This is a genomic window from Bradyrhizobium sp. (genome assembly GCF_049519115.1).
GTDB lineage: Bacteria > Pseudomonadota > Alphaproteobacteria > Rhizobiales > Xanthobacteraceae > Bradyrhizobium.
Map to the genome: position 1 here is coordinate 1 of NZ_JBEKRB010000044.1, position 23,991 is coordinate 23,991.

A 23,991-nucleotide genomic window follows, 5' to 3' on the forward strand; every position below is an offset into this window, starting at 1 on the left:
AATGGTGGGCGCACAAGGGATCGAACCTTGGACCTCTCCCGTGTGAAGGGAACGCTCTCCCGCTGAGCTATGCGCCCGGCCGCCATGGGTGAGGGCCAGAGCCGGGATTTACGAAGCACGGGGCAGGGGTGTCAAGCGCAATACTGGTGATGGCGGCTTCAATTGCCGTCGTCCCTGCGAAAGCAGGGACCCATAATCACCGGATCACCGGCCGTTGCTACGGGCAGAGAGCCGTCCAGAAGCCTGCGTCAAGAGAGGTCCCGGCGTATGGGTCCCCGCGTGCGCGGGGACGACACTTGAGGTGGGTGATGCCCAAGCAATTGCCGATCACTTGACACGATTTCCGCCCGCGCACCTGATTTGCCCGTCGTGTTAATCGGTCGCAGCTGGTTGCGGCGCTCTGCCAAATCACCGGCAGAATCCGGCCCATCCCGTGCCCGATCAAGAGGGACGTTTCGCGATCGTCACGAACGTTGGGCGCGGGGAGCGATGGACGCTTTGGGCGCGAAACGACGAGCGCGTGTGAGGCGGACGGCGAAGTCGTGTGGTCCTGACGTCTCGACGCTGGCGTCAACTTGGCGATGATGCTTCGCATCACGCCGGGGATGGTGACAAGAAAGCCCGATCAGAGCTCGGAATAAGCCGTTAAAACCATTCCCTGCGCCCTCTGATGTTTCGAGGGGCGTTGTTGTGCAAAACTCGGGCGGGAAGCGTCGCGGGAATGTATCAGCGCGTCATTGCGAGCGCAGCGAAGCAATCCAGTCGTACCAAAGAACAGATTCTGGATTGCTTCGTCGCTAACGCTCCTCGCAATGACGAAGAAGAGGCGAGATTCTCAGGTGCGCAATTGCGCACCATAGTTCGCGCTATCGCGCGCCCCGGAATGACGGAAGACGAGAAGGCTGCGCATCGCCCCAGCAATGACAGAAGAAAGAGCCCCGGAATGACGGGAGCGTCACGCCCCTTGCTGGCGGGCGCGGGAGGCGTGGGATTGCAGCGCGCGGATTCGTTCGGCGAGCGTGCCGCCGCCCTCAGTCGGGCTGCCATGGGGCGCTGTGCCGTTGACCGCGCCGTTGGCGGGTTTGGCGGGCTCCGCCGCAAGCAGGGCCTCGATCGGCGAGTTCGGCCCTTCAAGCTGCATCGCGAGCTTGGCGACTTCGGCGGCGATGTCGTTGATGCGTTCGCGTAAGAGCGCATTTTCCATGCGCTCGGTGGCCCAGGAGCTTTCCGCCTGCTGCTGGATCGCGTTGACGTCGCGTTGCAGCTTGGCGCGCTCGTCGCGGGCGACGCGAAGCTGTTCCTCGACCGCGGCCTTCTCCGACTTCAACTTGTCCAGCGCCGGCCACGCGCCCGAATTGGTCTGCGCCAGCTCATCGCGCAGGTCCTTGATGGTGCGTTCGGAGACGTCCTTGGCCTGACGCAACTGGTTGGCTTCATATTCGCGCTCGGCCAGCAGTTTGCCTTGCGTCGACAACCGCGCCTCGAGATCGTTGACTCGATTGCCGAGTAACTCGGCTTCCTTGACCTGAAGGATCAGCTGGCGATCCAGATCCGTGACCCGCTGGCTCAGGTTCTCGACCCGGCCGCGCGCCTCGGTAAGTTCGCGGCTTGCGGTCTCCGACGCGTTGCGTTCCTGCTCGAGCCGGGCTTGCGTCGCCGAGAAATCCTTCTCGGCATCGCCGACGCGATTTTTCAGCGCGTCGATCTGGGCGTGCACGGCGACAAGCTCGACCTGCCGGCTTTCCGCCATCACCGAACGGTCGTTCAGCTGGGTGTTGATCCTGCCGAGTTCGCTTTGCTTGTCGGTCAGCGCCTTTTCCGCCTGGCGTAGCGCCTCGGTCTTGGCGGCGAATTCCTCTTCAGTGGCGCGAAGCTGTTCCTTCACCGCCTTCTCGCGCGCTTCCAATGAGAAGATCGTCGCGTTCTTCTCGCCGAGTTCGAGCTTCATGCGATTGATCGCGTCGGTCTTCTTGCCGAGTTCGGCGAGCTGGCTCGTGGTCTTGTGCTTGAGCTGGTCGACGCTCATCTCGAGCCGCCGCGCCGACATGGCAAATTCCGCGCGCAGCTGGTCCTTGTCGGCCTGGATCTCGGCCATCGACAGCGGGGTTGCCGCTTCCATGCGCCGCGTGGTGAGCCGCACCGCGCGGTTATGCACCAGCGGCACGATCGTCAGACCGAGCAGCATCGCGACCAGAAAACCGATCGCCAGATACATGATCGGCTCGACCATGGGACCTCCACACGACGACACTTACAGTATTTGTTAACAATGCCACGAGGCGCAGGGTGAAGGCCAGCCCCAACACCATTCGAGCGCCGTTAACATTGACCGGGCTGCATCACGCGTTCCAATTTGGAAACCCGCACCTTGTTACGGCTGCAATCTCAGAACGGATTCCAGGTCGCGCGCGGGGTGTATTTCAGGTAGCCGATATTGGCGCCGAGACGTAAGCCCAGGCCGGAGCGGATCGGAACCAGCACGATGTTGTTGGCGGTGAGCGCCGTCATGCCAAAGCCGCCGATGATGTAAGCGGAACCGTCGATGCCGGCGAAGCGCTGATAGATCGCGGCTGTCGCGGGCAGGTTATAGACAAGCGTCATGGTGCGCGCGCCGTCGCCGCCCCAGTCGAAGCCGACCGACGGCCCCTGCCAGTAGACCCGCAGATCGCCGGCGTTCTTGGTGTAAAGCGTTCCCTCGCCGTAACGTAAGCCGGCGACAAACGCGCCCGAGCCTTCCTCGCCCAGCACATAACCATTCGGCAGGCCCCACTGGCTGACCGCGCGTTCGATCACTGATGCGAGACCCCGCGAGACATTGCCGAAGAACTTGTGGCCGGCGCCGACCAGTTCATCCGGCCCGTAGGTGGTTGGACCTGGCTGACGTTGCGGCGGCTGCAGATCCGGCGGAGGTGCTCCCGGCGGTGGTGCCCCCGGCGGCGGTTCGTAAACCGGCGGCGGTAGCGGCGGCGCGGCCTGCTGCGCCGAAACCGGCACAGCCCAGCACGTCAGCGCGGTGAGCGTCGCGGCAAGCGTCACAGCGGCGAAGCGCGTGGCGAAAGTCATGAAAAGTCCCCTAGGCGTCGATTCCGAGTGTCGTCCTTAACCTAATGCTGACCAGCATGAACTTAGGCTGAACCCGATAACCCCCCGACTCGGACGTTATCAGGGTCAACTATGACGCTACAACGGCAGGAAGCAAACGCCATCGCGGCGAGGCCGCAATTCGGTCCCCGGATGGCCCTGATTGCGGTCAGCCTTCTTCTGGGATTGGGCGCAACTGTGGCATTCGGATGCTTGGCGGGATCCCTGGCCCTGGCCCAAACAACGGAGCGGGTCATCACCAACCGCTATAGCGGTCTGGCCATCGGGGGCTATGACGTGCTGGCCTATTTCATCGACTCCCGTCCGGAACTCGGCCTGCCGGACTTCGAGGCCGCACAGGGCGGCGCGGTCTGGCGTTTTCGCAACGAGGGCAACCGCGACTCCTTTGTCGCGCATCCCGAAGTTTATGGCCCCCAATTCGGCGGTTATGATCCCGTGGATTTGGCGCGTGGCATTACGGTCGCCGGAAACCCGCTGTTCTGGCTCGTCTCCGGCGATCGGCTTTATCTGTTCGGGCACGAGGACGCCCGCGACGCCTTTGCCGCCAACCCGGCGCCTTATCTGAAGGAAGCCAAAGCGCGCTGGCCGGCGATTGAGGAGCAACTGGCGCAGTAGACCTGCTGCTAAGCGCGATTGCGTTTGGTTGAGGTAGCCTATCGGCCGAGCAGCTCACCTCTCCCAAGGGGAGAGGTCGGATCGCATCGCGATCCGGGTGAGGGGGTTCGGTACCAACAGAAACCGTAACCCCTCATCACCCCACCCCTCTCCCACGGTGAGAGGGAGCCGTCTTCCGTTGTCGCGCCATTCGAATCAATCCTGTTAGCTCCTAACCCTCCGTCGGATCGCCCCAGGCGATGAAGGCCGGCACGATAAAATCCTTCGCGCCTATTCCGGATCCTTGTCGAAGGCATCGGCCGTAGCGCAAGTCGCCTCCTTCCGCATCGGTGACCTTGCCGCCGGCGGCCGTGACGATGGCGTGACCGGCCGCGATGTCCCATTCGCTGGTCGGCGCCAGCCGCGGATAGATATCGACCGTGCCCTCCGCGACCTTCGCCAATTTGACCGCCGAGCCGAGCCGCTCGCGGATCGCGCCGGGACGGGCGTCAATAAAGGCTTCCGTCGCGGCGTCGCCATGCGAACGGCTCACCGCCGCGATCCAGGGTTTTCCGGGCGACGGGAAAGGCCGGGTGCGGATCGGTTGCGCAAGTCCGATCTCAAGTCCGATCCCAAGTCCGATCCCAAGTCCAATCCCAAGTCCAACTCCATGGCCGGTCCCGTTGTTGGTGACGACAAGCCGCTCGGCGTGCTTGTCAGTGCCTTGCTTGTCAGTGCTTTGGCCGACCAGGCCGCGCCAGATCAGTCCGAGCGCCGGCGCGCCGATAATGCCGAGCAGCGGCGTTCCATCGACCACCAACGCCAGATTGACCGTGAATTCGTCGCGGCCGGCGACGAATTCCTTGGTGCCGTCGAGGGGATCGATCAGGAAGAACGCCCTTGGGCAGTCCTTTGGGCAGCCGCCGCTTCCCGGCGCTACGCGCTCTTCCGACAGCGCCGGAATATCAGGCGCCAGCCGATCGAGGCCCTCGGCAATGACGCGATCGGCGGCGAGGTCGGCTTCCGTGACCGGCGAGCCATCGGCTTTGCCGTCGATGCGCATCCGCGTGCGATCCGCTTGAAGGATCGCGGCTCCCGCGTGCGCGACGAGCTCGGTCAGGGGCGCCATCAAGCGGGCCGCGGCTTCCCGGTCGATCGTCGCGGACAAAACGGGTCGGTCGGTTGGCAAGCCCATCAAAAGCCTTATCTCGTGTGTAATTTTCTCTCGTATGTAACCAATTGTCGCACCCGGCGGGTCCGTGCCGCGACGATTGCGGGCGGAAGACCGAAAGGATCCGGCGTCCCGCCGTGCTGGCACCACGGGGCTGCCCAGTGTATCAAGCCTACCGGCCGGATAGTGGTCCGATTCGCATCATCCGCGCTGTCATCGATTTTCAGGAACACTCTATGTCCGATGCCCCGTCCTCCGGTCCCGCCCCCGATGCCCTTGAGCTGGCGGCGTTGCTCTGCTCGCGGGTATGCCACGACCTGATCAGTCCGGTGGGGGCCATCGTCAACGGGCTGGAAGTGCTGGACGACAATCCCAAGCCCGAAGACCGTGACTTTGCGCTGGACCTGATTCGCAAGAGCGCCAAGACCGCATCCGCCCGTTTGCAGTTCTGCCGGCTGGCGTTCGGCGCGGCCGGCTCCGCAGGCGCCCAGATCGATCTCGGCGACGCGCAGAACATGGCTCGCGGCCATATCGAAGACGGCAAGATCACCATCGCCTGGAACCTGCCGCGGCTGCTGTTGCCCAAAAATCGCGTCAAGCTGCTCTTGAACATGATGGTGATCGCGCAGCAGACCATTCCGCGCGGCGGCACGCTCACGGTCGACCCGATCGGCGAAGGCGAGGGGCTGAGTTTCCGCGTCACCGCCAACGGATTGAATGCCCGGCTGCCGCAAAATATTGCCGATCTGTTAAGCTCCGAGCAGCCGCCGGCGAGCGACGCGCATTCGGTGCAGCCTTATTATACGCGCCTGCTCGCGCAGTCCTGCGGACTGAAGGTCAGCCTTGTGCCTGAGGGCGAAGCCGTGGTGGTCACCGCTTCGTAGAGGCGCGCCGGCGCTTGAAATGACGGCATTTTTCGCGCGCGTGGCCGATCGTGCGGCTTTGCGATTCGCGCTCGGCCCGCGGCAAAACGTTAATCAAAGGTTGATCGATCAATGACCCCGGTATTTTACGGGAGTACCTTATCTCTTTGTTGAGCCCGTTCTTTTCCATTTGCTCAACCAATATTAAACGCTTTGCATAGAAGCTGGCCACACTCGGAAAGCGCATCGAACGCGCGCGCGTGGGTGAAGGCCAGATTTCATGGACGATCTTTTGAGAGAGTTTTTGACGGAAACCAGTGAAAGCCTGGACACCGTCGACAATCAGCTGGTGCGGTTCGAACAGGAACCGAACAACGCCAAGATTTTAGACAACATCTTTCGTCTGGTCCACACCATCAAGGGGACGTGTGGTTTCCTCGGCCTGCCGCGGCTGGAAGCGCTGGCGCATGCCGGCGAAACCCTGATGGGCAAATTCCGCGATGGCATGCCGGTCACCGCCGAGGCGGTGACGCTGATTCTGGGCAGCATCGACCGCATCAAGGAGATCCTTGGCGGGCTGGAGGCGACCGAAGCCGAGCCCGAGGGCAACGATCAGGATCTGATCGTGCAGCTTCATCAGATGGTCGAACGCGGCATGGCCGCGATGGAGGCTTCTCCTGAAGTGGCGGCGGCGCCGCCGCCGCTTGCGCCTGTCGCGCCGGCCCCTGAAAAGGCTGCCACCGAAGGCAAGTTGACGTACCAGGTATTGGAGCGCGAGTTGCGACCGGGCGAAGTGTCGCTCGACGACCTTGAGCGCGCTTTCCGCGAGACGGCACCTGAGGTCGCTCCGCCAGCGCCGGCCCCGGCGCCAGTATCAGCGCCCGCGCCGGTCGCAAAGTCGGCCGCGCCGAAGGCCGAGGTCGCCGCTCCGCCGGCTCCCAAAGCTGAGGCCGAGCCACATGCAGCGCCTGAAAAGGCCGAGAAGGCCGCGAAATCCGTGGCCAAGAAGGCCAAAACCGCGGTCGAGGTTGACCCGGCCGCAGCCGACGGCGATCGCGTCGCCAACCAGTCGATCCGCGTCAATGTCGACACGCTGGAACACCTGATGACGATGGTGTCCGAGCTCGTGCTAACGCGTAACCAGCTCCTGGAAATATCGCGGCGTAACGAGGACACCGAATTCAAGGTGCCGTTGCAGCGGCTGTCGAATGTCACCGCCGAACTGCAGGAAGGCGTCATGAAGACGCGGATGCAGCCGATCGGCAATGCGTGGCAGAAGCTGCCGCGTATCGTCCGCGATCTCTCGAGCGAATTGCACAAGCAGATCGAACTCGAGATGCACGGCGCCGATACCGAACTCGACCGGCAGGTGCTGGACCTGATCAAGGATCCCCTGACCCACATGGTGCGCAACTCGGCCGACCATGGGCTTGAGACCCCGGCCGAGCGTGCCGCCGCCGGCAAGCCCGAGACGGGTACGATCCGGCTGTCCGCCTATCACGAAGGCGGCCACATCATCATCTGCATCGCCGACAACGGCCGTGGTCTCAACACCGAGCGGATCAAGGCCAAGGCGGTTCAGAATGGCCTCATCACCGAGGCTGAGCTGGAGAAGCTGACCGAAGCGCAGATCCACAAATTCATCTTCGCGCCGGGCTTCTCGACCGCAGCCGCCGTCACCAGCGTGTCGGGCCGTGGTGTCGGTATGGATGTGGTGCGTACCAATATCGACCAGATCGGCGGCACCATCGACATCAAGTCGGTGGCCGGCGAGGGCTCCTCCGTCACCATCAAGATTCCGCTGACGCTTGCGATCGTCTCGGCCCTGATCGTGGAAGCCGGCGGTGACCGCTTTGCCATTCCGCAGCTTTCGGTGGTCGAACTGGTTCGGGCCCGCGCCAATTCCGAACATCGCATCGAACGGATCAAGGACACCGCGGTGCTGCGTCTGCGCAACAAGCTGTTGCCGCTGATGCACCTGAAGAAGCTGCTCAAGATCGACGACGGTTCGTCCTCCGATCCGGAAAACGGCTTCATCGTCGTGACCCAAGTCGGCAGCCAGACCTTCGGCATCGTGGTCGACGGCGTGTTCCACACCGAGGAAATCGTGGTCAAGCCGATGTCGACCAAACTGCGTCACATCGCCATGTTCTCCGGCAACACCATTCTGGGCGATGGCGCCGTCATCATGATCATTGACCCGAACGGCATTGCCAAGGCGCTCGGTGCTTCCGCCAACGCGACCCACGAGATCAACGACGAGAACGCGGCGCATCGCGCCGCCGGTGCCGAGCAGCTGACCTCGCTTCTGGTGTTCCGCGCGGGCTCGAATCAGCCCAAGGCCGTGCCGCTGGGTCTGGTCACGCGTCTGGAAGAAATCGCCGCCGAGAAGATCGAACTCTCCAACGGCCGTTCGATGGTGCAGTACCGCGAGCAGCTGATGCCGCTCGTGCAAATGAACGGCGTGACCATCCGCACCTCCGGCTCGCAGCCGATCCTGGTGTTTGCCGACGACGGCCGCTCGATGGGGCTCGTGGTCGACGAAATCATCGATATCGTCGAGGAGCGCCTCCACATCGAGGTCGCCGGGTCGAGCGAAGGCATTCTTGGCTCCGCCGTCATCAAGGGGCTGGCGACGGAAGTGATCGACGTCGGTCATTTCCTGCCGATGGCGTTCGCCGACTGGTTCCACCGCAAGGAAATGCGGCCCTCGCTGTCGGCGCAGCAGGTGCTTCTCGTCGATGACTCCGCGTTCTTCCGCAACATGCTGGCCCCGGTGCTGAAAGCGGCGGGCTACAAGGTTCGCGTGGCGCCCAACGCCCAGGAAGGCCTTGCGGCATTGCGTTCCGGCCAGACCTTCGATGCGGTGCTGACCGACATCGAAATGCCCGACATGAACGGCTTCGAATTTGCGGAGACGATCCGGGCCGATGCGCATTTTGCGTCGATGCCGATCATCGCGCTGTCCTCGCTGGTATCGCCGGCGGCGATCGAGCGCGGACGTCAGGCGGGATTCCACGACTACGTTGCGAAGTTCGACCGCCCAGGGCTGATCGCGGCGCTAAAGGAGCAGACCGCCGAGATGAACCGGGCGGCGGCATGAGTTCGGGCATAGGGATGACAGTATGAGCAGCAAAACCGACAACGTCGAAGGCACTGTGGCCGAATACGTCACCGCCATGATCGGGGGACAGTTGTTTGGCCTGCCGATCTCGCGGGTACAGGACGTGTTCATGCCGGAACGCGTCACCCGCGTTCCCTTGTCCTCGCGCGAAATCGCCGGCGTTCTCAATCTGCGCGGCCGCATCGTCACCGTGATCGACATGCGCGCCCGGCTCGGCTTGCCGAAAAACGACGACGGCAAGCCGCCGATGGCGGTTGGCGTCGATCTGCGCGGCGAATCCTATGGCCTGTTGATCGATCAGATCGGTGAAGTGCTCAGGCTTGCCGACGAAAGCCGTGAAGAAAATCCGGTCAACCTCGACCCTCGCATGACCAAGCTCGCCGGCGGTGTGCACCGCCTCGACGGTCAGTTGATGGTCGTGCTGGACGTCGATCGGGTACTCGAAATTCAGCCCGACATGATGGCGGCTTGAGATTCGACGAACGCATAACGGAAGTGTGGTTTGGGAACAAAGGCAACGACAATGAAAACATGTCTGGTCGTGGATGACTCGAGTGTCATCCGAAAGGTCGCAAGGCGCATTCTGGAAGGCCTGGATTTCCAGATCGTGGAAGCCGAAGACGGCGAGAAGGCGCTCGAGATCTGCAAGCGCGGATTGCCCGAAGCGATCCTTCTGGACTGGAATATGCCGGTCATGGACGGGTATGAATTCCTCGGCAATCTCCGCCGCATGCCCGGTGGCGACCAGCCCAAGGTGGTGTTCTGCACGACGGAAAACGATGTGGCTCACATCGCGCGTGCGCTTCACGCCGGTGCCAATGAGTACATCATGAAGCCGTTCGACAAGGATATCGTCACGGCCAAGTTCCAGGAAGTCGGCCTGATCTGATTTTTATGCCTGCCCGGGGGCTCGCCAGCCTCCGGTGATATTGCGGAACAGTGCGTTTTAGTACGGCCATCGTGTCGCGTTCGGCGGCTGATTTGAGTTCGGTGAGTATGAGTATTGCGTTGACAAATCCCGTGGCTGCAAGCCCGGTCCACCAAGAGCCCCTGCGGGTCATGCTGGTTGACGACTCCGTCGTCATCAGGGGCATGATTTCCCGCTGGCTCAGCGCCGAGCCCGACATCGTTGTCGCGGCATCGTTGCGTACCGGCCTTGAGGCGGTCAATCAGGTTGAGCGCATCAACCCCGACATCGCCGTGCTGGATATTGAAATGCCCGAGCTCGACGGCATTTCCGCGCTGCCGCAGCTCTTGGCCAAGAAGCGCAATCTGATCGTCATCATGGCGTCCACGCTGACCCGCCGCAATGCGGAGATCAGCTTCAAGGCGCTGTCGCTCGGCGCATCGGACTATATCCCGAAGCCGGAAAGCACCCGCGAATCCTCCGCCGCCGAGACATTCCGCCATGATCTCGTGCAAAAGATCCGCCATCTGGGCGCCAAGGTTCGCCGCTCGTCTTCCAATACGCATGCACACCCGCATGCGCCTGTCGCGGATCGCGCGCTTCGTGCGCCGGTCGCACCGGCCGTCGCCGCCCCGATCGCGCGCCGCAATTTCTCGACGCAGAATCCCCGCGTGCTGCTGATCGGTTCGTCAACGGGCGGCCCGCAGGCGCTGATGAGCGTCATTGCGGAAATCGGCCCGGTGATCGACCGCTTCCCCGTGCTTATCACCCAGCATATGCCGCCGACGTTCACGACCATTCTGGGCGAACATCTGGCGCGCGCCAGCCATCGGCCGGCCCGGGAAGCGATCGACGGCGAAGCCGTCAAGGCGGGCCATATCTATCTCGCGCCCGGCGGTCGTCATATGCGCGTGGCACGTCACGGCACTGAGACGGTGATCGTCCTAGACGACGGCGCGCCGATCAATTTCTGCAAGCCCGCGGTCGACCCGCTGTTCACCTCCGCGATCGACGTCTGGCACGGCGGCATTCTGGCGCTGGTTCTGACGGGAATGGGGTCGGACGGAATGCGCGGCGGCAAGGACATCGTTGCCGCCGGCGGCAGTGTAATTGCGCAGGACGAAGCGACAAGCGTGGTGTGGGGCATGCCGGGCGCGGCCGCCCATGCCGGGATTTGTTCGGCCGTGCTGCCACTCAATCAGATCGCACCAAAACTGGTGAGGTTGTTTTCAGGAGATCGCTCGTGACGCCGTTGGATTATGAGTTCTTGCGGAAGCTCCTGAAGGAGCGTTCCGGACTCGATCTGTCTGCCGACAAGCAATATCTGGTCGAAAGCCGGCTGGTGCCGCTCGCGCGCAAGGCGGGCCTACCCGGCATCAGCGAACTCGTGGTGAAAATTAAGGCGGGATTTGCCGAGGCGTTGACGGCGGAAGTGGTCGAGGCCATGACCACCAACGAAACCTTCTTCTTCCGCGACAAGCTCCCCTTCGATCATTTGCGGGACACCATGCTGCCGGCGCTGTTGCAGGCGCGTAGCGCGCGGCGCTCTTTACGCATCTGGTGCGCGGCTTCGTCCACCGGACAGGAGCCTTATTCGATCGCGATGTGTCTGAAGGGCCTTGGCGCCGCTATTGCCGGCTGGAAGATCGATATTGTGGCGACTGACCTCTCGCAAGGCGTTCTGGAAAAATCGAGGGCCGGCATCTTCAGCCAGTTCGAGGTTCAGCGCGGACTGCCGATTCAACTGCTGGTCAAGCATTTCACGCAGATCGGCGACATGTGGCAGCTCAATGCCGATATCCGCTCCATGGTTCAGCACCGCCAGCTCAATCTGCTGCAGGACTTCGGTCACCTCGGAACGTTCGATGTGGTCTTCTGCCGCAACGTCCTGATCTATTTCGATCAGGATACCAAGGCCGGCATCTTCGAGCGCCTTTCCAGGGTGGTCGAATCCGACGGCTTCCTGGTGCTGGGCGCGGCCGAATCCGTGGTGGGCATCTCCGATGCCTTCAAGCCCTATCCGGAGCGGCGCGGGCTCTATCGTCCGAACGGCACCCGCAACGCCAAGCCCAGCTTTGTCGGCATGATACCGCAAAAGGTCTCGGCGCTGGCGGCGCGATAGATCTGCTCTTTTGTTTGACGCGTTTTCTACCGCAGATAAGTCGACGCAATCTGCGTAAACTTGATTGCTGTGCGAACCGGTTTCCACCCCCGGATCAAGTCCGAGGGCATGCTTCGCTCGAAAACGCCCTGGCTCAAAGGATCGCGTGCGGCAAAAAGCGCGATGTGTTGCCCGTGATCGGATTTTCGTCCTCGCGGATCGATAGCCCGCAAGGCACGTGATCGACAAGCCAGCTTCCGAGCACCGGATATTGGCCGGAGAAATTCGGCAGCGGCGCGAGCGCTTGGCGGATGTAGCCCTCAGCCCCGTATGGCCCCTGTTGTGAGGCGACGACATCGCCGTGACGCACGATGGCGATATTGGCGCCTTCGCGCGATAGCAGCGGCTTGCGCACAAAAGAAGAGCTGAGGGTTTTTGCGCCCGGCTCGTCTTCGAAGAAAGCCGGCAACAGATTCGGGTGGCCCGGAAACATCTCCCACAGCAGGGCCAGCAGGCCCTTGTTGGACAGGATCGCTTTCCACGGCGGCTCGATCCAGCGGGTAGAGGCGCCCGCGAGTTTTTCGCCGAACGCGTCGTGAAACATCCATTCCCAGGGATAGAGCTTGAAGGCGAGCGCGATCGTCTCATCGTCGAGACCGACGAAGCCGCCAGGCTCGCGCCAGCCGATGCTTTCGATGGCAAGTAGAGTGGTTTCGAGGCCGGCTTGTTTCGCGGTGTCTTCGAGATAAGTGAGCGTGGTTAAGTCTTCCGGATTGTCGAGCATTCCCGCCAGATGCAGATGGCTTGCGGCGCCAAGCTTTTTCCACGCCTCGATCAGGCGCTCATGCAGCGAGTTGAACTGGTCGGCGCCGCCCTCAAGCAGACGCCGTTCGATCGCCTGTTCGAGCCATGTCCATTGAAATACCGCGGCCTCGAAGATCGAGGTCGGGGTGTCGGCGTTATATTCGAGAAGTTTTGCAGCGCCACTACCGCCATAGCTGAGATCGAGGCGGCCATATAGGCTGCCATCGTGGCGGCGCCAGGAGTCGCGGATCAACGGCCAGAACGCCTCGGGTATTCGCAGTCGCTTCAGATGCCGCTCGTCTTCGACCACCGAACCGCAGAGCTCGCGGCACATCGCGTCGATCTCGCCGGTCGGCGCCTCGATCAGGTCCTCGATCTCGGCGAGCGTGAAGGCGTAAAAGGCGCGCTCGTCCCAGTAGCGCACACCGTCGATGGTATGAAAATCGAAGCCGCAGGCTTCGGCCGTCGCCTGCCAGTCGTCGCGCTCTCTGCAGGGGATACGCTGCACGGGAGTTTACCCGCCGCCGGAAAAATGCGCCGAAATGGCGTGTGCGAAGCCGCCGAATCCGCCACGCGTCGTTTCGGTTGAACCTGAGGCGCCCGACGTGCCGGACGATGACGAACCATAGAAATTGCTGTGCGACCACCATCCGCCCGAACCGCCGCCATGGGCGCCGCCGGAAGATGAGCGCGTGCAGGCGGCGGCCGCTTCCGGCGACGCCGGCGCTGCCATGCCAGGGCTATTCGGCTGGCAATTTCCGCGCGGCATCAGCGCATAGGCGCCGCCACCGACCGCCATCGTGCCCATCACCAGAAGCGCCACATGGCTGGACCGCTTCACCGGCGGCGATGCCACCTCCGGCATCGCCGGCTTGCGCTTTCCGAATTCTCCCCGCGGCGGGCTTTCCATGTCGGCCGGCCGCCGTCAGTAGATCATCGAGGCGGCATTGAGCGCGCCGGCTGCGAGCGAGGACAGCCCGAGCCAGATCGCCGGCGCCAGCTCACCCGCCGCGATCTTGGCCGACAGGTTCGGCACCGGAATCTTGATTACGAAATAGACCACGATCTGAACGATCAGCGCGATCAGGCTCCAGATCAGGCAATCCACGATATTGGCGGAATGGGCGATGGCGCTGACCAGCGGCAAGGTGAAGCCGAGCAGGCTCAAGCCCAGCGCAACCGCGGCTGCCGGATCGTTGTCGCGGATCAGCTTGAATTCGTCATGCGGGGTGATGCGCGTATAGACGAACAGATAGACCACGACCGCAAAGATCGCCGTGCAGAAATAGACCAGGAAAGCCGGCAGGCCGGTGAGCGATTGCAGGATCATTCATTGCCCCTTGGAGTCGCGGGAATAGTGCACCGGCTTGAGATTCGCACAAACCCATCCGTCGCGACACGCTAGTGGAGTGGATTTGACATTCGCTACCCACCTGGCCACGCGCTTCGTCAGGCGAATGTCAAATCCCAAACTCCACTAGAAAATTCGAATTTGCTAGTGGTCCCTTGATTCTAACATTCGCAAAGGTGCCTGCTGAGAAGGGATGCGAATGTTAGTATCGGACCACTAGGAGCCGGTTCAATCCCCAAATAAAAACCCCGCCGTTTGCGGCGGGGTCAAGTCTTGGGAGGAGTGGGCCCAACGGCCCACTTAACGTAAGGATCAGGCGGGAATGCGCTCTTCGACCTCGTGCGGCTCGCGCAGCACGTAGCCGCGGCCCCACACGGTTTCGATGAAGTTGCGGCCTTCGGAAGCGTTCGCAAGCTTCTTGCGCAGCTTGCAGATGAAGACGTCGATGATCTTCAGTTCGGGCTCGTCCATACCGCCATAGAGGTGGTTGAGGAACATTTCCTTGGTGAGCGTGGTGCCCTTGCGGAGCGAAAGCAGCTCCAGCATCTGGTATTCCTTGCCGGTCAGATGCACGCGCTGACCGCCGACCTCGACCGTCTTGGTGTCGAGATTGACCACGAGATCGCCGGTCTGGATCACCGACTGGGCGTGGCCCTTGGACCGGCGCACGATCGCATGGATGCGGGCAACCAGTTCGTCCTTGTGGAAGGGCTTGGTCATATAGTCGTCGGCGCCGACGCCGAGACCCTTGACCTTGTCCTCGATGCCGGCGAGGCCGGAGAGGATCAAAATGGGTGTCTTGATCTTGGACACCCGAAGCTGCTTGAGCACGTCGTAGCCGGACATGTCGGGCAGGTTGAGGTCGAGAAGAATAATGTCGTAGTCATAAAGCTTACCGAGATCGACACCTTCTTCACCGAGATCCGTCGTATAGACGTTAAAGCTCTCGGATTTCAGCATCAATTCGATCGACTGCGCGACGGCGCTGTCATCTTCTATCAGCAATACGCGCATGCCAGTCCCCTATCGTCGCCGCTCCGGGCGTCAGGTCGGCCGCACTTGCGGCACTCAAAACGCCTTTGAACAACTGATTCGGATCCTGACGAGATATGGTTAACAAAATCTGATTCTGATCCGCAAGATACTTCAGTGCAATTTTTTTCGAATCGCCCTAAGATATTGCGTCGAAGCAGCTTTTCGTATCCGATCTCGCTCAAGCTCTACATTAAGAGGCGGGTTTAACCGACTCTCAAGACTCGCCCTTCCTTCGCAGGTCGAGCGTCCTCAGTCACCAAAGACAGTGACGTAATGATTAACGATGCGGGTAAACACCAAGTTAAGGTCCGGCCGCTAAGTCGCGAAAACTTAAGGTTTTCGCAATGAAGGCGCTTGCCGAACAGATCGGCGATATCGACGGCATCAACATCTATGGCCGCGTGGTCGGGGTTCGCGGCCTGATGGTGGAGATCGCAGGCCCCATCCACGCCATGAGCGTGGGGGCGCGTATCGTGATCGATACCGGCGGCAACCGCCTCATCCCCTGCGAGGTCATCGGCTTTACCGGCAACAACGCCGTCGTGATGCCATTTGCCGGTCTCGACGGGGTGAGGCGCGGCTGCCGCGCCGTGATCGGCAATTCCGGCAATCAGGTGCGGCCGTCGCCGCTGTGGCTGGGACGGGTTCTCAATGCCATGGGCGAGCCGATCGACGGCAAGGGGCCGTTGACGCAAGGCGCTTCTCCCGTGCCCTTTCGCAATACGCCGCCGCCGGCGCATTCCCGCAAGCGGGTCGGCAACCCGCTCGATCTCGGGGTGCGGGCGCTCAATACATTCCTGACCTGCTGCCGCGGCCAGCGGATGGGTATCTTTGCCGGCTCCGGCGTCGGCAAGTCGGTGCTGCTGTCGATGCTGGCGCGCAACGTCGATGCGGATATCACCGTCATCGGGCTCGTCGGCGAACGTGGCCGCGAGGTGCAGGAATTTCTACAGGACGATCTCGGCGATGAGGGCCTGGCGCGTTCGGTGGTGGTGGTGGCGACCTCCGATGAGCCTGCTCTGATGCGGCGGCAAGCCGCCTACCTTACGCTTGCGATCGCCGAGCACTTTCGCGACGAGGACAAGGACGTCCTGTGCCTGATGGATTCGGTAACGCGTTTTGCGATGGCCCAACGCGAGATTGGCCTCTCCGCCGGCGAGCCGCCGACCGCCAAGGGTTACACGCCGACCGTGTTCACCGAACTGCCGAAGCTGCTCGAGCGCGCAGGCCCCGGCGCCGGCGGGGGTACCATCACCGGCATCTTCACGGTGCTGGTCGATGGCGACGATCATAATGAGCCGATTGCGGATGCGGTTCGCGGCATCCTCGACGGCCATATCGTGATGGAGCGGCGGATTGCCGAGCGCGGAAGGTTTCCGGCGGTTAACATTCTCAAGTCGGTCTCGCGCACGATGCCGAAATCGGCCGATCCGGCCTTTCTCCCGGTTATCACCAAGGCTCGCCAGGTGATGTCGACCTATTCCGACATGGAGGAATTGATCCGGCTCGGAGCCTATAAAGCAGGCTCAAGCCCGGAGGTTGACGAGGCGATCCGCCTCCACGAGCCGATCGAGGCCTTTTTGCGTCAGGCCAAGGACGAATCGACTGGCCTTAAAGACGGTTATGGGCGGTTACAGCGAATCCTTCAGGGTTTGGAAACGGAACGCTAACTTTGTCAGGCCATCATCCGCGCCACAGTTGGTATGCCGGCGGGGCCCCAGTGGGGAGCCGGCCCTGTCCCGCGAGTAAATCGGGACTTCTGGGGAGTACGAGTCGATGAAGTCACGTGAAACGCTGATCCGTCTGAAGAAGTTTCAGGTCGATGAAAAGCGCCGTCGGGTCTCGCAGATCGAAGGCATGATCGCTGACTTTCAGCGCATGTCGGTCGACCTGGAGCGCGAAATCCAGACCGAACAGGAACGCGCTGGAATCAATGATCCCTCGCATTTTGCCTATCCGACCTATGCCAAGGCCGCGATCCAGCGCCGGGAAAATCTGACCCGTTCCGCTGAAGAGCTGCGCGTCCAGCTCGAAGACGCGCGCGGTCTTCTCTCTGAGGCCTTCGATGAACTGAAGAAGGTCGAACTGCTCGACGAACGCGATCAGGCACGTGAGCGTGCCGAAGAGAGCGCCCGCGAACAGGCCGATCTCGACAGCATCGGTTTGATGCGTGCGCGCATCGGGGCGATCGCCTAAAACCTTTCGCCGCTCACAACGCCGTTTTGAATTGTCGAAACCCGGGTCTTCCAAGACCCGGGTTTTTGGCTTGGCGTTATACCGTCCGGGTGTTGCGAAAGCGGCCCACGCGATGCCGTGCGCACTTCGGAATCGGAACTCCGGCCGCTTTCCCGATGGACGGTTTTGGCCCAAGATGTGATACGACACGCTGATGCATGCGGAAACGACGGGCATCGCGATTTGGGGGACGCTAAATGCTGACGCCAGCTGAGCTGGTCTGGCTGATTGCCGCCGTGGCGAAGGGTGATGAGGCCGCTTTCGAGCGGCTCTATGCCGCCACGCGGGCGAAACTCTTCGGCGTCGTTCTCCGTATCTTGCGGCGACAGGATCTCGCAGAGGAGGTCATACAGGAAGCCTACGTCAAGATCTGGCACAGCGCCGGATCGTTCGATCCTGGGCAATCTTCGCCGATCACATGGATGGCGTCGATTGCGCGCAATCGGGCGATCGATGTCGTGCGCAAGCGCAGTGAGGCGTCGATCGAAGACGAGCCGTCTGCGATGGAAGTGGCAGCCGACACGCCGGATCCGCTGGCGCGGCGGGAGATGACGGAAGACCTGAAGCGGCTTCTGGAGTGCGTCGGCCGGCTGGAGCCGGATCGTCAAAAGCTGGTGCTGCTCGCCTATTACAACGGCTGGAGCCGCGATCAACTGGCGGAGAAATTCGCGGCGCCGGTGAACACGGTGAAGACATGGCTGCGTCGTAGCATGATGGACATCAGGGAGTGTCTCGGACTCTAGGGTCCCGATTCCGAAGTTCGTAGCATTTTACGAAGCCACGTTTCGAACTTCTGAACCGCCACACTAGCAGTGCCTTGAGGAATGGTTTGGACTTTGAGGAGTGATTTGGATTTTAGATGATGGCCTATAGCGAGGACCATATCGCGCTCGCCGCGGAATACGCGCTCGGCACACTCGATGCCGACGAGCGGGCGCAGGTCGAAACCATGATGTCCGCCGATCCGGGCTTCATAGCGGTGGTCGTCGCATGGGAGCACAAGCTCGGTGCCCTCAACCAGATGGTCGGTTCGGTCGAGCCGCGGCCGGAATTGTGGGAGAAGATCAGAGCCGCGGTCGGTCACGTCGAACGCCAGTCGCAGGTCGAGCCCCCGGAATCTGCGTCGTTGTCCGCCATAGCCGAGGCTCTGGCGTCACACGGGGTTGTCGGCCCCGTCGCTACCCCCGCTGTCGTCGATATGCCTAGCGTCGATACGCCAAGCATCGACGCTTCTGCTGTCGATCCTTCCAACGTGATCCGTCTGGCCAGAAGTGCTCAACGTTGGCGCATGATTGCGACCGCGACCTCGGCCATTGCGGCGGCGCTGGTCGTGATGATCGGTGTCGGGGTTTCGCTACCGGACCTGCTTCCCGACGGCATGCGGCCGAAGCCGAAGACGCAGGTGGCAGCGGTCCAGGCGCCGCCACCGGCGCCGAGAGCGTCGGGACAATATGTGGCCGTGCTTCAGAAGGATGGGGGCGGACCGGCCTTCATTCTCACGGTGGACCAAGCGACGAGGAATTTCACGGTGCGCAAGGTCGGCGCGGCCGCAGAACCCGGCTCGAGTTTCGAACTGTGGCTGATCTCAGACAGACTGCCGAAACCGCGCTCGCTCGGCGTGATCGGCGCCAACGACTTCACCTCGCGTCCGGTGCTATCGTCGTATGATCCCGAGCTGGTCAGGGCTGCGACTTACGCCGTGACGGTCGAGCAGGCCGGTGGATCGCCGGACGGCAATCCGCATTCGACGCCGATCTTTGCGGGCAAGCTGATCGAAACCGTGCCGCCGCCGCGTTAAATCGACAATTTGATTGATTTTCAAGTGAAGCCGCATCGGCCAACCTCCCCTTGAAAAGGGGAGGTCGCTTTGCTCTGCCAAGAGCAAAAGCGGGTGGGGATCAAATATCCATCCGAAATTCTGCCCCCCTCCCTAACCCTCCCCCTTGCAGGGGAGGGGACTCACGAAAGCTATCCCACAAAAAGAAAACGCCCGTGGGGGGCGGGCGTTTTCGTGGGGCCAACTTGGGGACAGTTGGGTCTTCCATTATCCACGCTGCGTTTTGGGGGCTGGTAAAGCGCCGCGTGAATTCGCAAAAACTCTTATCTTACCACCGACGTGTTCGAACTGGTTACCACCACCGGCTTGCCTGCTTTGATGACCCGCGCGGTTTGCGTCGAGCCGTCGTCTGAGAACGTGCGAGCCGAAATTCCAAAACCTGCCACTACTATGCCTGCGACGAGCGCCATCACGACGATCTTGAGGTGCGTCGTACGGTCAGCGCTGTAAATCGAGTAGTTCATCACAAGCCTCCTGCCGCCTACCCCTTTGCCGGATTCGTCGCGATCACCCGCCGTCAGGTTCATTATCTTGTGTCTAGAAACGTAGGAACTAGCCCGTTGTTTCCAAAGAGGCGATCACAAGGCAGTGATAATACGTGATCTTTCGAGAGCTATTTTGCGCCAAAAAGCTATAAAATCATAAAAATCGTAGCAATTACAGATATTTATGAATTTTGTCATGGTGAAATTTTAAAACGGGCAGATTACAGAAAATCAAGAAATCAGTTGCCTGTGGCTAAAAAACAAGCGCTGCGCCGCACTGATTTGCGGGCCAAGGTTTGCGGGCCAAGGGCTTCCTGGGGCTTTCGGGCTTGGAATCTGGCTAGACGCTGCCGACGGTTTTCAGCCGGGCGCGGGGATGGATTTCCGCCTGCGACAGCACGGTGGTCTGGGCGCGGAAACGCTCGACCAGCGAACGCACGAAGGGCCGGATCGAAGCGGACGTGACCAGCACCGGCGCCTCGCCCTCGCGTGCGGCCTGCTCGAACCGTTCGCGCACGATCGTCATGAATTCGGACAGGCGTGACGGCTGCATCGCGAGGCTGCGCTCCTCGCCCTGGCCGATCAGCGATTCCGCAAATGCCTGCTCCCATTTCGCCGACAGCGCGATCAGCGGCAGATAGCCGTTGATCGAGGTGTTCTGCGCGCAGATCTGGCGGGCCAGGCGGGCGCGGACATGTTCGACCACGGTCGCCGGGTTGCGCGAGAAGGCGAGCGCGTCGGCGACGCCTTCGAGGATGGTGGAGAGATCGCGGATCGAGATGCGTTCGGCCAACAAAAGCTGAAGCACGCGCTGGATGCCGGAGATCGTGATCTGGGCCGGCACGATGTCCTTGACCAGTTCGCCCTGCTCCTTCGGCAGTTCCTTGAGGAGTTTCTGTACCTCGCCATAGGACAACAGGTCGGACATGTTGTTCTTCAATAGCTCGGTGAGATGGGTCGACATCACAGTGGCGGCATCGACCACGGTATAGCCTTTGAGCGAGGCTTCTTCCTTCAGGCTGGCATCGACCCAGGTCGCGGGCAATCCGAAGGTCGGCTCGGTGGTGTGGATGCCCGGCACGTCGACCTGGCTTCCGCCGGGGTCCATCGCCATGAATTGGTTGGGCCAGATCCGCCCCGTGCCCGCATCCACTTCCTTGATCTTGATGATGTAGGTGTTGGCCTCGAGCTGCACATTGTCGAGGATGCGCACCGAGGGCATCACAAAGCCCATCTCGATGGCGAGCGACCGGCGCAGCGCCTTGATCTGTTCGGTCAGCCGGTCGGTGCCGTCGGGGCCGTTGACCAGCGGCAGCAGCGCGTAACCGAGTTCGATCTTGAGATCGTCGATCTTGAGCGCTGCCGAGATCGGCTCTTCGGCCGCAGCCGCCGCGGCGGCGGCCGCCGCTGCAGGGGTCGGCGCCGCAGCGCTAGCGGCCTCAGCGGTCGCCGTGCGCTTGCGCTTGCGCGCCGAAAACGCCAGCACGGCCGCGCCGCCGCCGAGCGCCAGGAACGGCAGCATCGGAATGCCCGGCAGAAGCGAAAGCACCAGCATTACGCCGGCCGACATGCCGAGTGCCTGCGGGTAGCCGGAGAGCTGCTTCATTAGCGCCTTGTCGGCCGCGCCGGAAACGCCGGCCTTGGAGACCAGCAGGCCCGCCGCGGTCGAGACGATCAGCGCCGGGATTTGCGTGACCAGGCCGTCGCCGACCGTGAGCAGCGTATAGGTGTGGCCGGCTTCGGCAAAACTCAGGCCCTGTTGCGCCACGCCGATGATGATGCCGCCGACCACGTTGATGAACACGACGAGCAAGCCCGCCACCGCGTCGCCGCGCACGAACTTCGAGGCACCGTCCATGGCGCCGAAAAATCCGCTTTCGTCTTCCAGCGCCTTGCGGCGTTCCTTGGCGACCTTCTCGTCGATCAGCCCCGCCGAGAGATCGGCGTCGATCGCCATCTGTTTGCCCGGCATGGAGTCGAGGTGGAAGCGGGCGGCGACTTCCGCGATACGGCCCGAGCCCTTGGTGATGACGACGAAATTCACGATCACCAGGATCGCAAAGACGATGATGCCGATGACGAAATTGCCGCCCATCACGAAGCTGCCGAAGGCCTCGATGACGTGGCCGGCCGCGTCCGTGCCCTCATGCCCGCGCGAGAGGATCAGCCGCGTCGAGGCGAGGTTGAGCGACAGCCGCAGCATCGTCGAGATCAGAAGGATCGTCGGAAACGACGAGAATTCCAGCGGCGCTTGAATGAACAGCGACGTCATCAGGATCAGGATCGACAGCGTGATCGAGATCGCCAGAAACAGGTCGAGCACGATCGAGGGCAGAGGGAGGATCAGCACCACCAGAATGGTGAGGATGCCGAAGGCGAGCGCGAGATCGCCACGCTTGAGGATGGCGCCGATTTCACTGAGGCTCGGGAAGTTGGTCGAGGGGGCGGCGACACCCTGACCTGCCGTGACGTCAACCATGGAGCCTACACCCTCTCGCGACTGCCGTTCACGGCGGCCAAACGTCTGCGCGGCGGCCGCAGGACCACCGTTTCGAAAGTGAGGCACCGCACTGGCGTCCACGGAGTACTCCCCCGTTTTACGCGGCTGACGACACTCGACTTCGCAACTGGGCAAATTTTGCCCGGTGTATGGTTAGTAAAGGGTTAATGCGGGGGTGATTTCGGCGAATCGGCCGCAAATGGCGGCCATTCGCCGCTAGTGCCAGTCAGATGTGCTGTCGCACATCTGGAAATCTCGAGATTCCGGGTTCGCTTCGCGCTTTGCGCAAACGAGAGCTGCAATCAGGCGAACGCCTTTCCAGGGTTTCGATCACGACTTTAAACGACCGGTCGTGACGGGTGATGGCAGGCACGGGACGGGCGATTTTCAGGAGTTGGTAGACCGCCATCTGCGCCGCCCGCACCGAATATTCCACCGTGAATACGACGTCGTCCGCGATTTCGACGAACTGGCTGACAAAAGCCAGATTCCTGGAATTTGCCGGCACTGGCAACGGCCGGTCGGATTTCTGGCGCGGCATGAACATGCTGGTGATGTAGGGCATCCGGCAAGGAATGCAGCTTGCCTGCTCGAAGACGGCCGAATCGAAGTTCAGATGGCCGCACAGTTCGCGCAGGATATCCGCACCGCCGCAGTCCGACATCGGTTTGGCGACGAAGTCGCCGACCTGGTCCGGGTGCAGAGCGTAGCCCCAGAACACCTGCTCGTTGTCTGATTTATCCGTAAAATGCGGCTGGCGATAGAGCACGACCGACATCAGCCAATTGGAGTCCTTGAAAGTGAGGAGGCCGCCGGTGCCGGCTTCATTGCCGGTAAACGCCTGCATCTGGTCGAAGAAGCGGCTGTCACGGCAGGTGACGGTGAAGGAAGCCCAGTAGGATTCCGGGATCGAAGCGTTGAAGGCGGCTGGATTGCCGAATTCGGGGTGGCCGATCCCGATCTTCTCCCAGAGTTCCCATCCCCGGCCATCGGCCTTGGTCAGCCGCGGCGGCGGCGCCGTCATCGAACCGAGACCTGAGGCGTCCGTCATCGAGCCGTTCTGGAAGAACACGAGGCCGTCGTCGTCGAGCGTGACCTTGCGGCTCGCACCGTCCTGTTCAATCGAAAGAGTCTTGACCGCGAGCTTGCCTCCTGCGTCCGCGAATTGCATATCGACCACCCGGGCGCCGCGCTCGAACCGCACGCCCTGTTCGCCGAGCCACTTCGTCAGGGGCCGAACGATCGCGTCGTATTGGTTGTAGACTGTGCGCTTCACGCCGGCGAGCGTCTCGACGCGCGGAAACTCGTTCATGAAGCGATGCAGATAGCGTTTGAGCTCGACCGCGCTGTGCCAGGGCTGGAAGGCAAAGGTGGTCTGCCACATGTACCAGAAATTGGTCTCGAAAAATGGCGGCGACAGCCAGTCGATGATGCGGCTGTTGCCGAGCTTGTCCTCCGAGGCTTCGACCAGAGCCAGCAGTTCGATGCGGTCGTGCATGGTAAAGCCCATGGCCGCGACATCGACCTTGAAGCGGTTGCGGTCGACCAGACGGGCGCGCGAATGGGCCGGGTGTTCTTCGTTGAAGGTGATGGTCTCATCCCGCACCGAGCGCCCGGGATGGGCGAGCGAGGGAATGGGCGAGAGCAGGTCCCAGGTGCATTCATAGAGGTCTGTCGTCAGCATGCGGCCGCCGCGCAACGAGTATGAACCGTCCGAAAGTCTGGCGCCGTCCAGGCTGCCTCCGAGCAAGGGCGACTGCTCGTAGATGGTGACGTCGGTGCCGGCGACGCCGCCGTCGCGGATCAGGAAGGCGGCCCGCGGCAAGCGATCCGATGCCGCCGCCGATAAAGTGAGCTTTCATTGGAGAATCCGGTCAATTGG

Annotated in this window: 20 protein-coding genes, 1 tRNA gene and 1 pseudogene; 11 read left to right on the forward strand and 11 right to left on the reverse strand. The window is 62.0% G+C overall.

Going from position 1 to position 23,991, the window contains the following annotated elements; genetic code table 11:
- Positions 1 to 2: 2 nt before the first annotated feature.
- The 3 genes from ABSE61_RS26980 to ABSE61_RS26990 form a co-directional block, all read right to left on the reverse strand.
- Positions 3 to 77 (reverse strand) — tRNA-Val (locus ABSE61_RS26980).
- 878 nt (positions 78 to 955) lie between these two features.
- Positions 956 to 2,230, reverse strand: a complete 1,275-nt coding sequence (locus ABSE61_RS26985; RefSeq protein WP_423874200.1) for a coiled-coil domain-containing protein — start codon at positions 2,228 to 2,230, stop codon at positions 956 to 958.
- 155 nt (positions 2,231 to 2,385) lie between these two features.
- Entirely contained in the window at positions 2,386 to 3,063 is a 678-nt protein-coding gene (locus ABSE61_RS26990) for a DUF1134 domain-containing protein (RefSeq protein WP_423874201.1), read from the reverse strand.
- 111 nt (positions 3,064 to 3,174) lie between these two features.
- Here ABSE61_RS26990 and ABSE61_RS26995 point away from each other — a divergent pair, with 111 nt between their 5' ends.
- Positions 3,175 to 3,717: a YHS domain-containing (seleno)protein gene (locus ABSE61_RS26995; protein WP_423874202.1), complete on the forward strand. Its 543-nt coding sequence runs from the start codon at positions 3,175 to 3,177 to the stop codon at positions 3,715 to 3,717.
- Between the two features lie 211 nt (positions 3,718 to 3,928).
- Here the strand turns inward: ABSE61_RS26995 and ABSE61_RS27000 are convergent, their stop codons facing one another.
- Positions 3,929 to 4,891 (reverse strand): 3'(2'),5'-bisphosphate nucleotidase CysQ family protein, encoded by a 963-nt coding sequence (locus tag ABSE61_RS27000; protein ID WP_423874203.1) that lies wholly within the window; start codon positions 4,889 to 4,891, stop codon positions 3,929 to 3,931.
- Between the two features lie 212 nt (positions 4,892 to 5,103).
- On the opposite strand from ABSE61_RS27000, the gene chpT reads away from it, so the two are divergent.
- The 6 genes from chpT to ABSE61_RS27030 all read left to right on the forward strand — a co-directional run bounded on the left by chpT (position 5,104) and on the right by ABSE61_RS27030 (position 11,883).
- Entirely contained in the window at positions 5,104 to 5,751 is a 648-nt protein-coding gene (chpT, locus tag ABSE61_RS27005) for a histidine phosphotransferase ChpT (RefSeq protein ID WP_423874204.1), read from the forward strand.
- 259 nt (positions 5,752 to 6,010) lie between these two features.
- Positions 6,011 to 8,833, forward strand: coding sequence for a hybrid sensor histidine kinase/response regulator (locus tag ABSE61_RS27010; RefSeq protein WP_423874205.1), 2,823 nt, complete (start codon positions 6,011 to 6,013; stop codon positions 8,831 to 8,833).
- Positions 8,834 to 8,855: 22 nt separating this feature from the next.
- A complete protein-coding gene (locus ABSE61_RS27015; protein ID WP_423874206.1) occupies positions 8,856 to 9,326 on the forward strand; it encodes a chemotaxis protein CheW in 471 nt (156 codons plus the stop codon).
- Between the two features lie 51 nt (positions 9,327 to 9,377).
- Positions 9,378 to 9,743 (forward strand): response regulator, encoded by a 366-nt coding sequence (locus ABSE61_RS27020; protein WP_423874207.1) that lies wholly within the window; start codon positions 9,378 to 9,380, stop codon positions 9,741 to 9,743.
- A gap of 107 nt (positions 9,744 to 9,850) precedes the next feature.
- Positions 9,851 to 11,008, forward strand: coding sequence for a protein-glutamate methylesterase/protein-glutamine glutaminase (locus ABSE61_RS27025; protein WP_423874208.1), 1,158 nt, complete (start codon positions 9,851 to 9,853; stop codon positions 11,006 to 11,008).
- On the forward strand, positions 11,005 to 11,883 hold the full coding sequence (locus ABSE61_RS27030; RefSeq protein ID WP_423874209.1) for a CheR family methyltransferase: 879 nt from the start codon (positions 11,005 to 11,007) through the stop codon (positions 11,881 to 11,883). The genes ABSE61_RS27025 and ABSE61_RS27030 overlap by 4 nt, the downstream gene beginning before the upstream one ends.
- A 133-nt stretch (positions 11,884 to 12,016) precedes the next feature.
- Here ABSE61_RS27030 and ABSE61_RS27035 read toward each other — a convergent pair whose 3' ends face one another.
- From ABSE61_RS27035 to ctrA, 4 genes are all read right to left on the reverse strand, one after another.
- Entirely contained in the window at positions 12,017 to 13,174 is a 1,158-nt protein-coding gene (locus tag ABSE61_RS27035) for a glutathionylspermidine synthase family protein (protein WP_423874210.1), read from the reverse strand.
- 6 nt (positions 13,175 to 13,180) lie between these two features.
- Entirely contained in the window at positions 13,181 to 13,576 is a 396-nt protein-coding gene (locus tag ABSE61_RS27040; RefSeq protein ID WP_423874211.1) for a hypothetical protein, read from the reverse strand.
- A 15-nt stretch (positions 13,577 to 13,591) separates the two neighbouring features.
- Positions 13,592 to 13,996 carry a DUF350 domain-containing protein gene (locus ABSE61_RS27045; RefSeq protein ID WP_423874212.1) on the reverse strand — a complete coding sequence of 135 codons (405 nt, stop codon included), beginning with the start codon at positions 13,994 to 13,996 and terminating at the stop codon, positions 13,592 to 13,594.
- Positions 13,997 to 14,329: 333 nt separating this feature from the next.
- A complete protein-coding gene (gene ctrA, locus ABSE61_RS27050) occupies positions 14,330 to 15,031 on the reverse strand; it encodes a response regulator transcription factor CtrA (protein WP_007600544.1) in 702 nt (233 codons plus the stop codon).
- Positions 15,032 to 15,396: 365 nt separating this feature from the next.
- On the opposite strand from ctrA, the gene fliI reads away from it, so the two are divergent.
- The 4 genes from fliI (at position 15,397) to ABSE61_RS27070 (ending at position 19,085) form a co-directional block, all read left to right on the forward strand.
- Complete coding sequence (fliI, locus tag ABSE61_RS27055; RefSeq protein WP_423874213.1) at positions 15,397 to 16,722, forward strand: flagellar protein export ATPase FliI; 1,326 nt, start codon at positions 15,397 to 15,399, stop codon at positions 16,720 to 16,722.
- 106 nt (positions 16,723 to 16,828) lie between these two features.
- Positions 16,829 to 17,248 (forward strand): flagellar export protein FliJ, encoded by a 420-nt coding sequence (gene fliJ, locus ABSE61_RS27060; protein ID WP_423874214.1) that lies wholly within the window; start codon positions 16,829 to 16,831, stop codon positions 17,246 to 17,248.
- A 236-nt stretch (positions 17,249 to 17,484) separates the two neighbouring features.
- Positions 17,485 to 18,030: a sigma-70 family RNA polymerase sigma factor gene (locus tag ABSE61_RS27065; RefSeq protein ID WP_423874215.1), complete on the forward strand. Its 546-nt coding sequence runs from the start codon at positions 17,485 to 17,487 to the stop codon at positions 18,028 to 18,030.
- 119 nt (positions 18,031 to 18,149) lie between these two features.
- Positions 18,150 to 19,085 carry an anti-sigma factor gene (locus ABSE61_RS27070; RefSeq protein WP_423874240.1) on the forward strand — a complete coding sequence of 312 codons (936 nt, stop codon included), beginning with the start codon at positions 18,150 to 18,152 and terminating at the stop codon, positions 19,083 to 19,085.
- A 302-nt stretch (positions 19,086 to 19,387) separates the two neighbouring features.
- Here ABSE61_RS27070 and ABSE61_RS27075 read toward each other — a convergent pair whose 3' ends face one another.
- From ABSE61_RS27075 to ABSE61_RS27085, 3 genes and pseudogenes are all read right to left on the reverse strand, one after another.
- Positions 19,388 to 19,588, reverse strand: a complete 201-nt coding sequence (locus ABSE61_RS27075; RefSeq protein ID WP_423874241.1) for a hypothetical protein — start codon at positions 19,586 to 19,588, stop codon at positions 19,388 to 19,390.
- A 361-nt stretch (positions 19,589 to 19,949) separates the two neighbouring features.
- Positions 19,950 to 22,088: a flagellar biosynthesis protein FlhA gene (gene flhA, locus ABSE61_RS27080; protein ID WP_423874242.1), complete on the reverse strand. Its 2,139-nt coding sequence runs from the start codon at positions 22,086 to 22,088 to the stop codon at positions 19,950 to 19,952.
- A 334-nt stretch (positions 22,089 to 22,422) separates the two neighbouring features.
- Positions 22,423 to 23,971: pseudogene (locus ABSE61_RS27085) on the reverse strand (oleate hydratase); the annotation flags it as partial.
- Positions 23,972 to 23,991 lie beyond the last annotated feature (20 nt).

Coding starts and splice junctions, on each gene's coding strand:
- ABSE61_RS26995 (WP_423874202.1), top strand. CDS start 3,175: ATGACGCTACAACGGCAGGAAGCAAACGCCATCGCGGCGAGGCCGCAA.
- ABSE61_RS27065 (WP_423874215.1), top strand. CDS start 17,485: ATGCTGACGCCAGCTGAGCTGGTCTGGCTGATTGCCGCCGTGGCGAAG.
- ABSE61_RS27015 (WP_423874206.1), top strand. CDS start 8,856: ATGAGCAGCAAAACCGACAACGTCGAAGGCACTGTGGCCGAATACGTC.
- ABSE61_RS27025 (WP_423874208.1), top strand. CDS start 9,851: ATGAGTATTGCGTTGACAAATCCCGTGGCTGCAAGCCCGGTCCACCAA.
- ABSE61_RS27010 (WP_423874205.1), top strand. CDS start 6,011: ATGGACGATCTTTTGAGAGAGTTTTTGACGGAAACCAGTGAAAGCCTG.
- chpT (WP_423874204.1), top strand. CDS start 5,104: ATGTCCGATGCCCCGTCCTCCGGTCCCGCCCCCGATGCCCTTGAGCTG.
- flhA (WP_423874242.1), bottom strand. CDS start 22,088: ATGGTTGACGTCACGGCAGGTCAGGGTGTCGCCGCCCCCTCGACCAAC.
- fliJ (WP_423874214.1), top strand. CDS start 16,829: ATGAAGTCACGTGAAACGCTGATCCGTCTGAAGAAGTTTCAGGTCGAT.
- ABSE61_RS27075 (WP_423874241.1), bottom strand. CDS start 19,588: ATGAACTACTCGATTTACAGCGCTGACCGTACGACGCACCTCAAGATC.
- ABSE61_RS27000 (WP_423874203.1), bottom strand. CDS start 4,891: ATGGGCTTGCCAACCGACCGACCCGTTTTGTCCGCGACGATCGACCGG.
- ABSE61_RS27070 (WP_423874240.1), top strand. CDS start 18,150: ATGGCCTATAGCGAGGACCATATCGCGCTCGCCGCGGAATACGCGCTC.
- ABSE61_RS27045 (WP_423874212.1), bottom strand. CDS start 13,996: ATGATCCTGCAATCGCTCACCGGCCTGCCGGCTTTCCTGGTCTATTTC.
- ABSE61_RS26990 (WP_423874201.1), bottom strand. CDS start 3,063: ATGACTTTCGCCACGCGCTTCGCCGCTGTGACGCTTGCCGCGACGCTC.
- fliI (WP_423874213.1), top strand. CDS start 15,397: ATGAAGGCGCTTGCCGAACAGATCGGCGATATCGACGGCATCAACATC.
- ABSE61_RS27020 (WP_423874207.1), top strand. CDS start 9,378: ATGAAAACATGTCTGGTCGTGGATGACTCGAGTGTCATCCGAAAGGTC.
- ctrA (WP_007600544.1), bottom strand. CDS start 15,031: ATGCGCGTATTGCTGATAGAAGATGACAGCGCCGTCGCGCAGTCGATC.
- ABSE61_RS26985 (WP_423874200.1), bottom strand. CDS start 2,230: ATGGTCGAGCCGATCATGTATCTGGCGATCGGTTTTCTGGTCGCGATG.
- ABSE61_RS27040 (WP_423874211.1), bottom strand. CDS start 13,576: ATGGAAAGCCCGCCGCGGGGAGAATTCGGAAAGCGCAAGCCGGCGATG.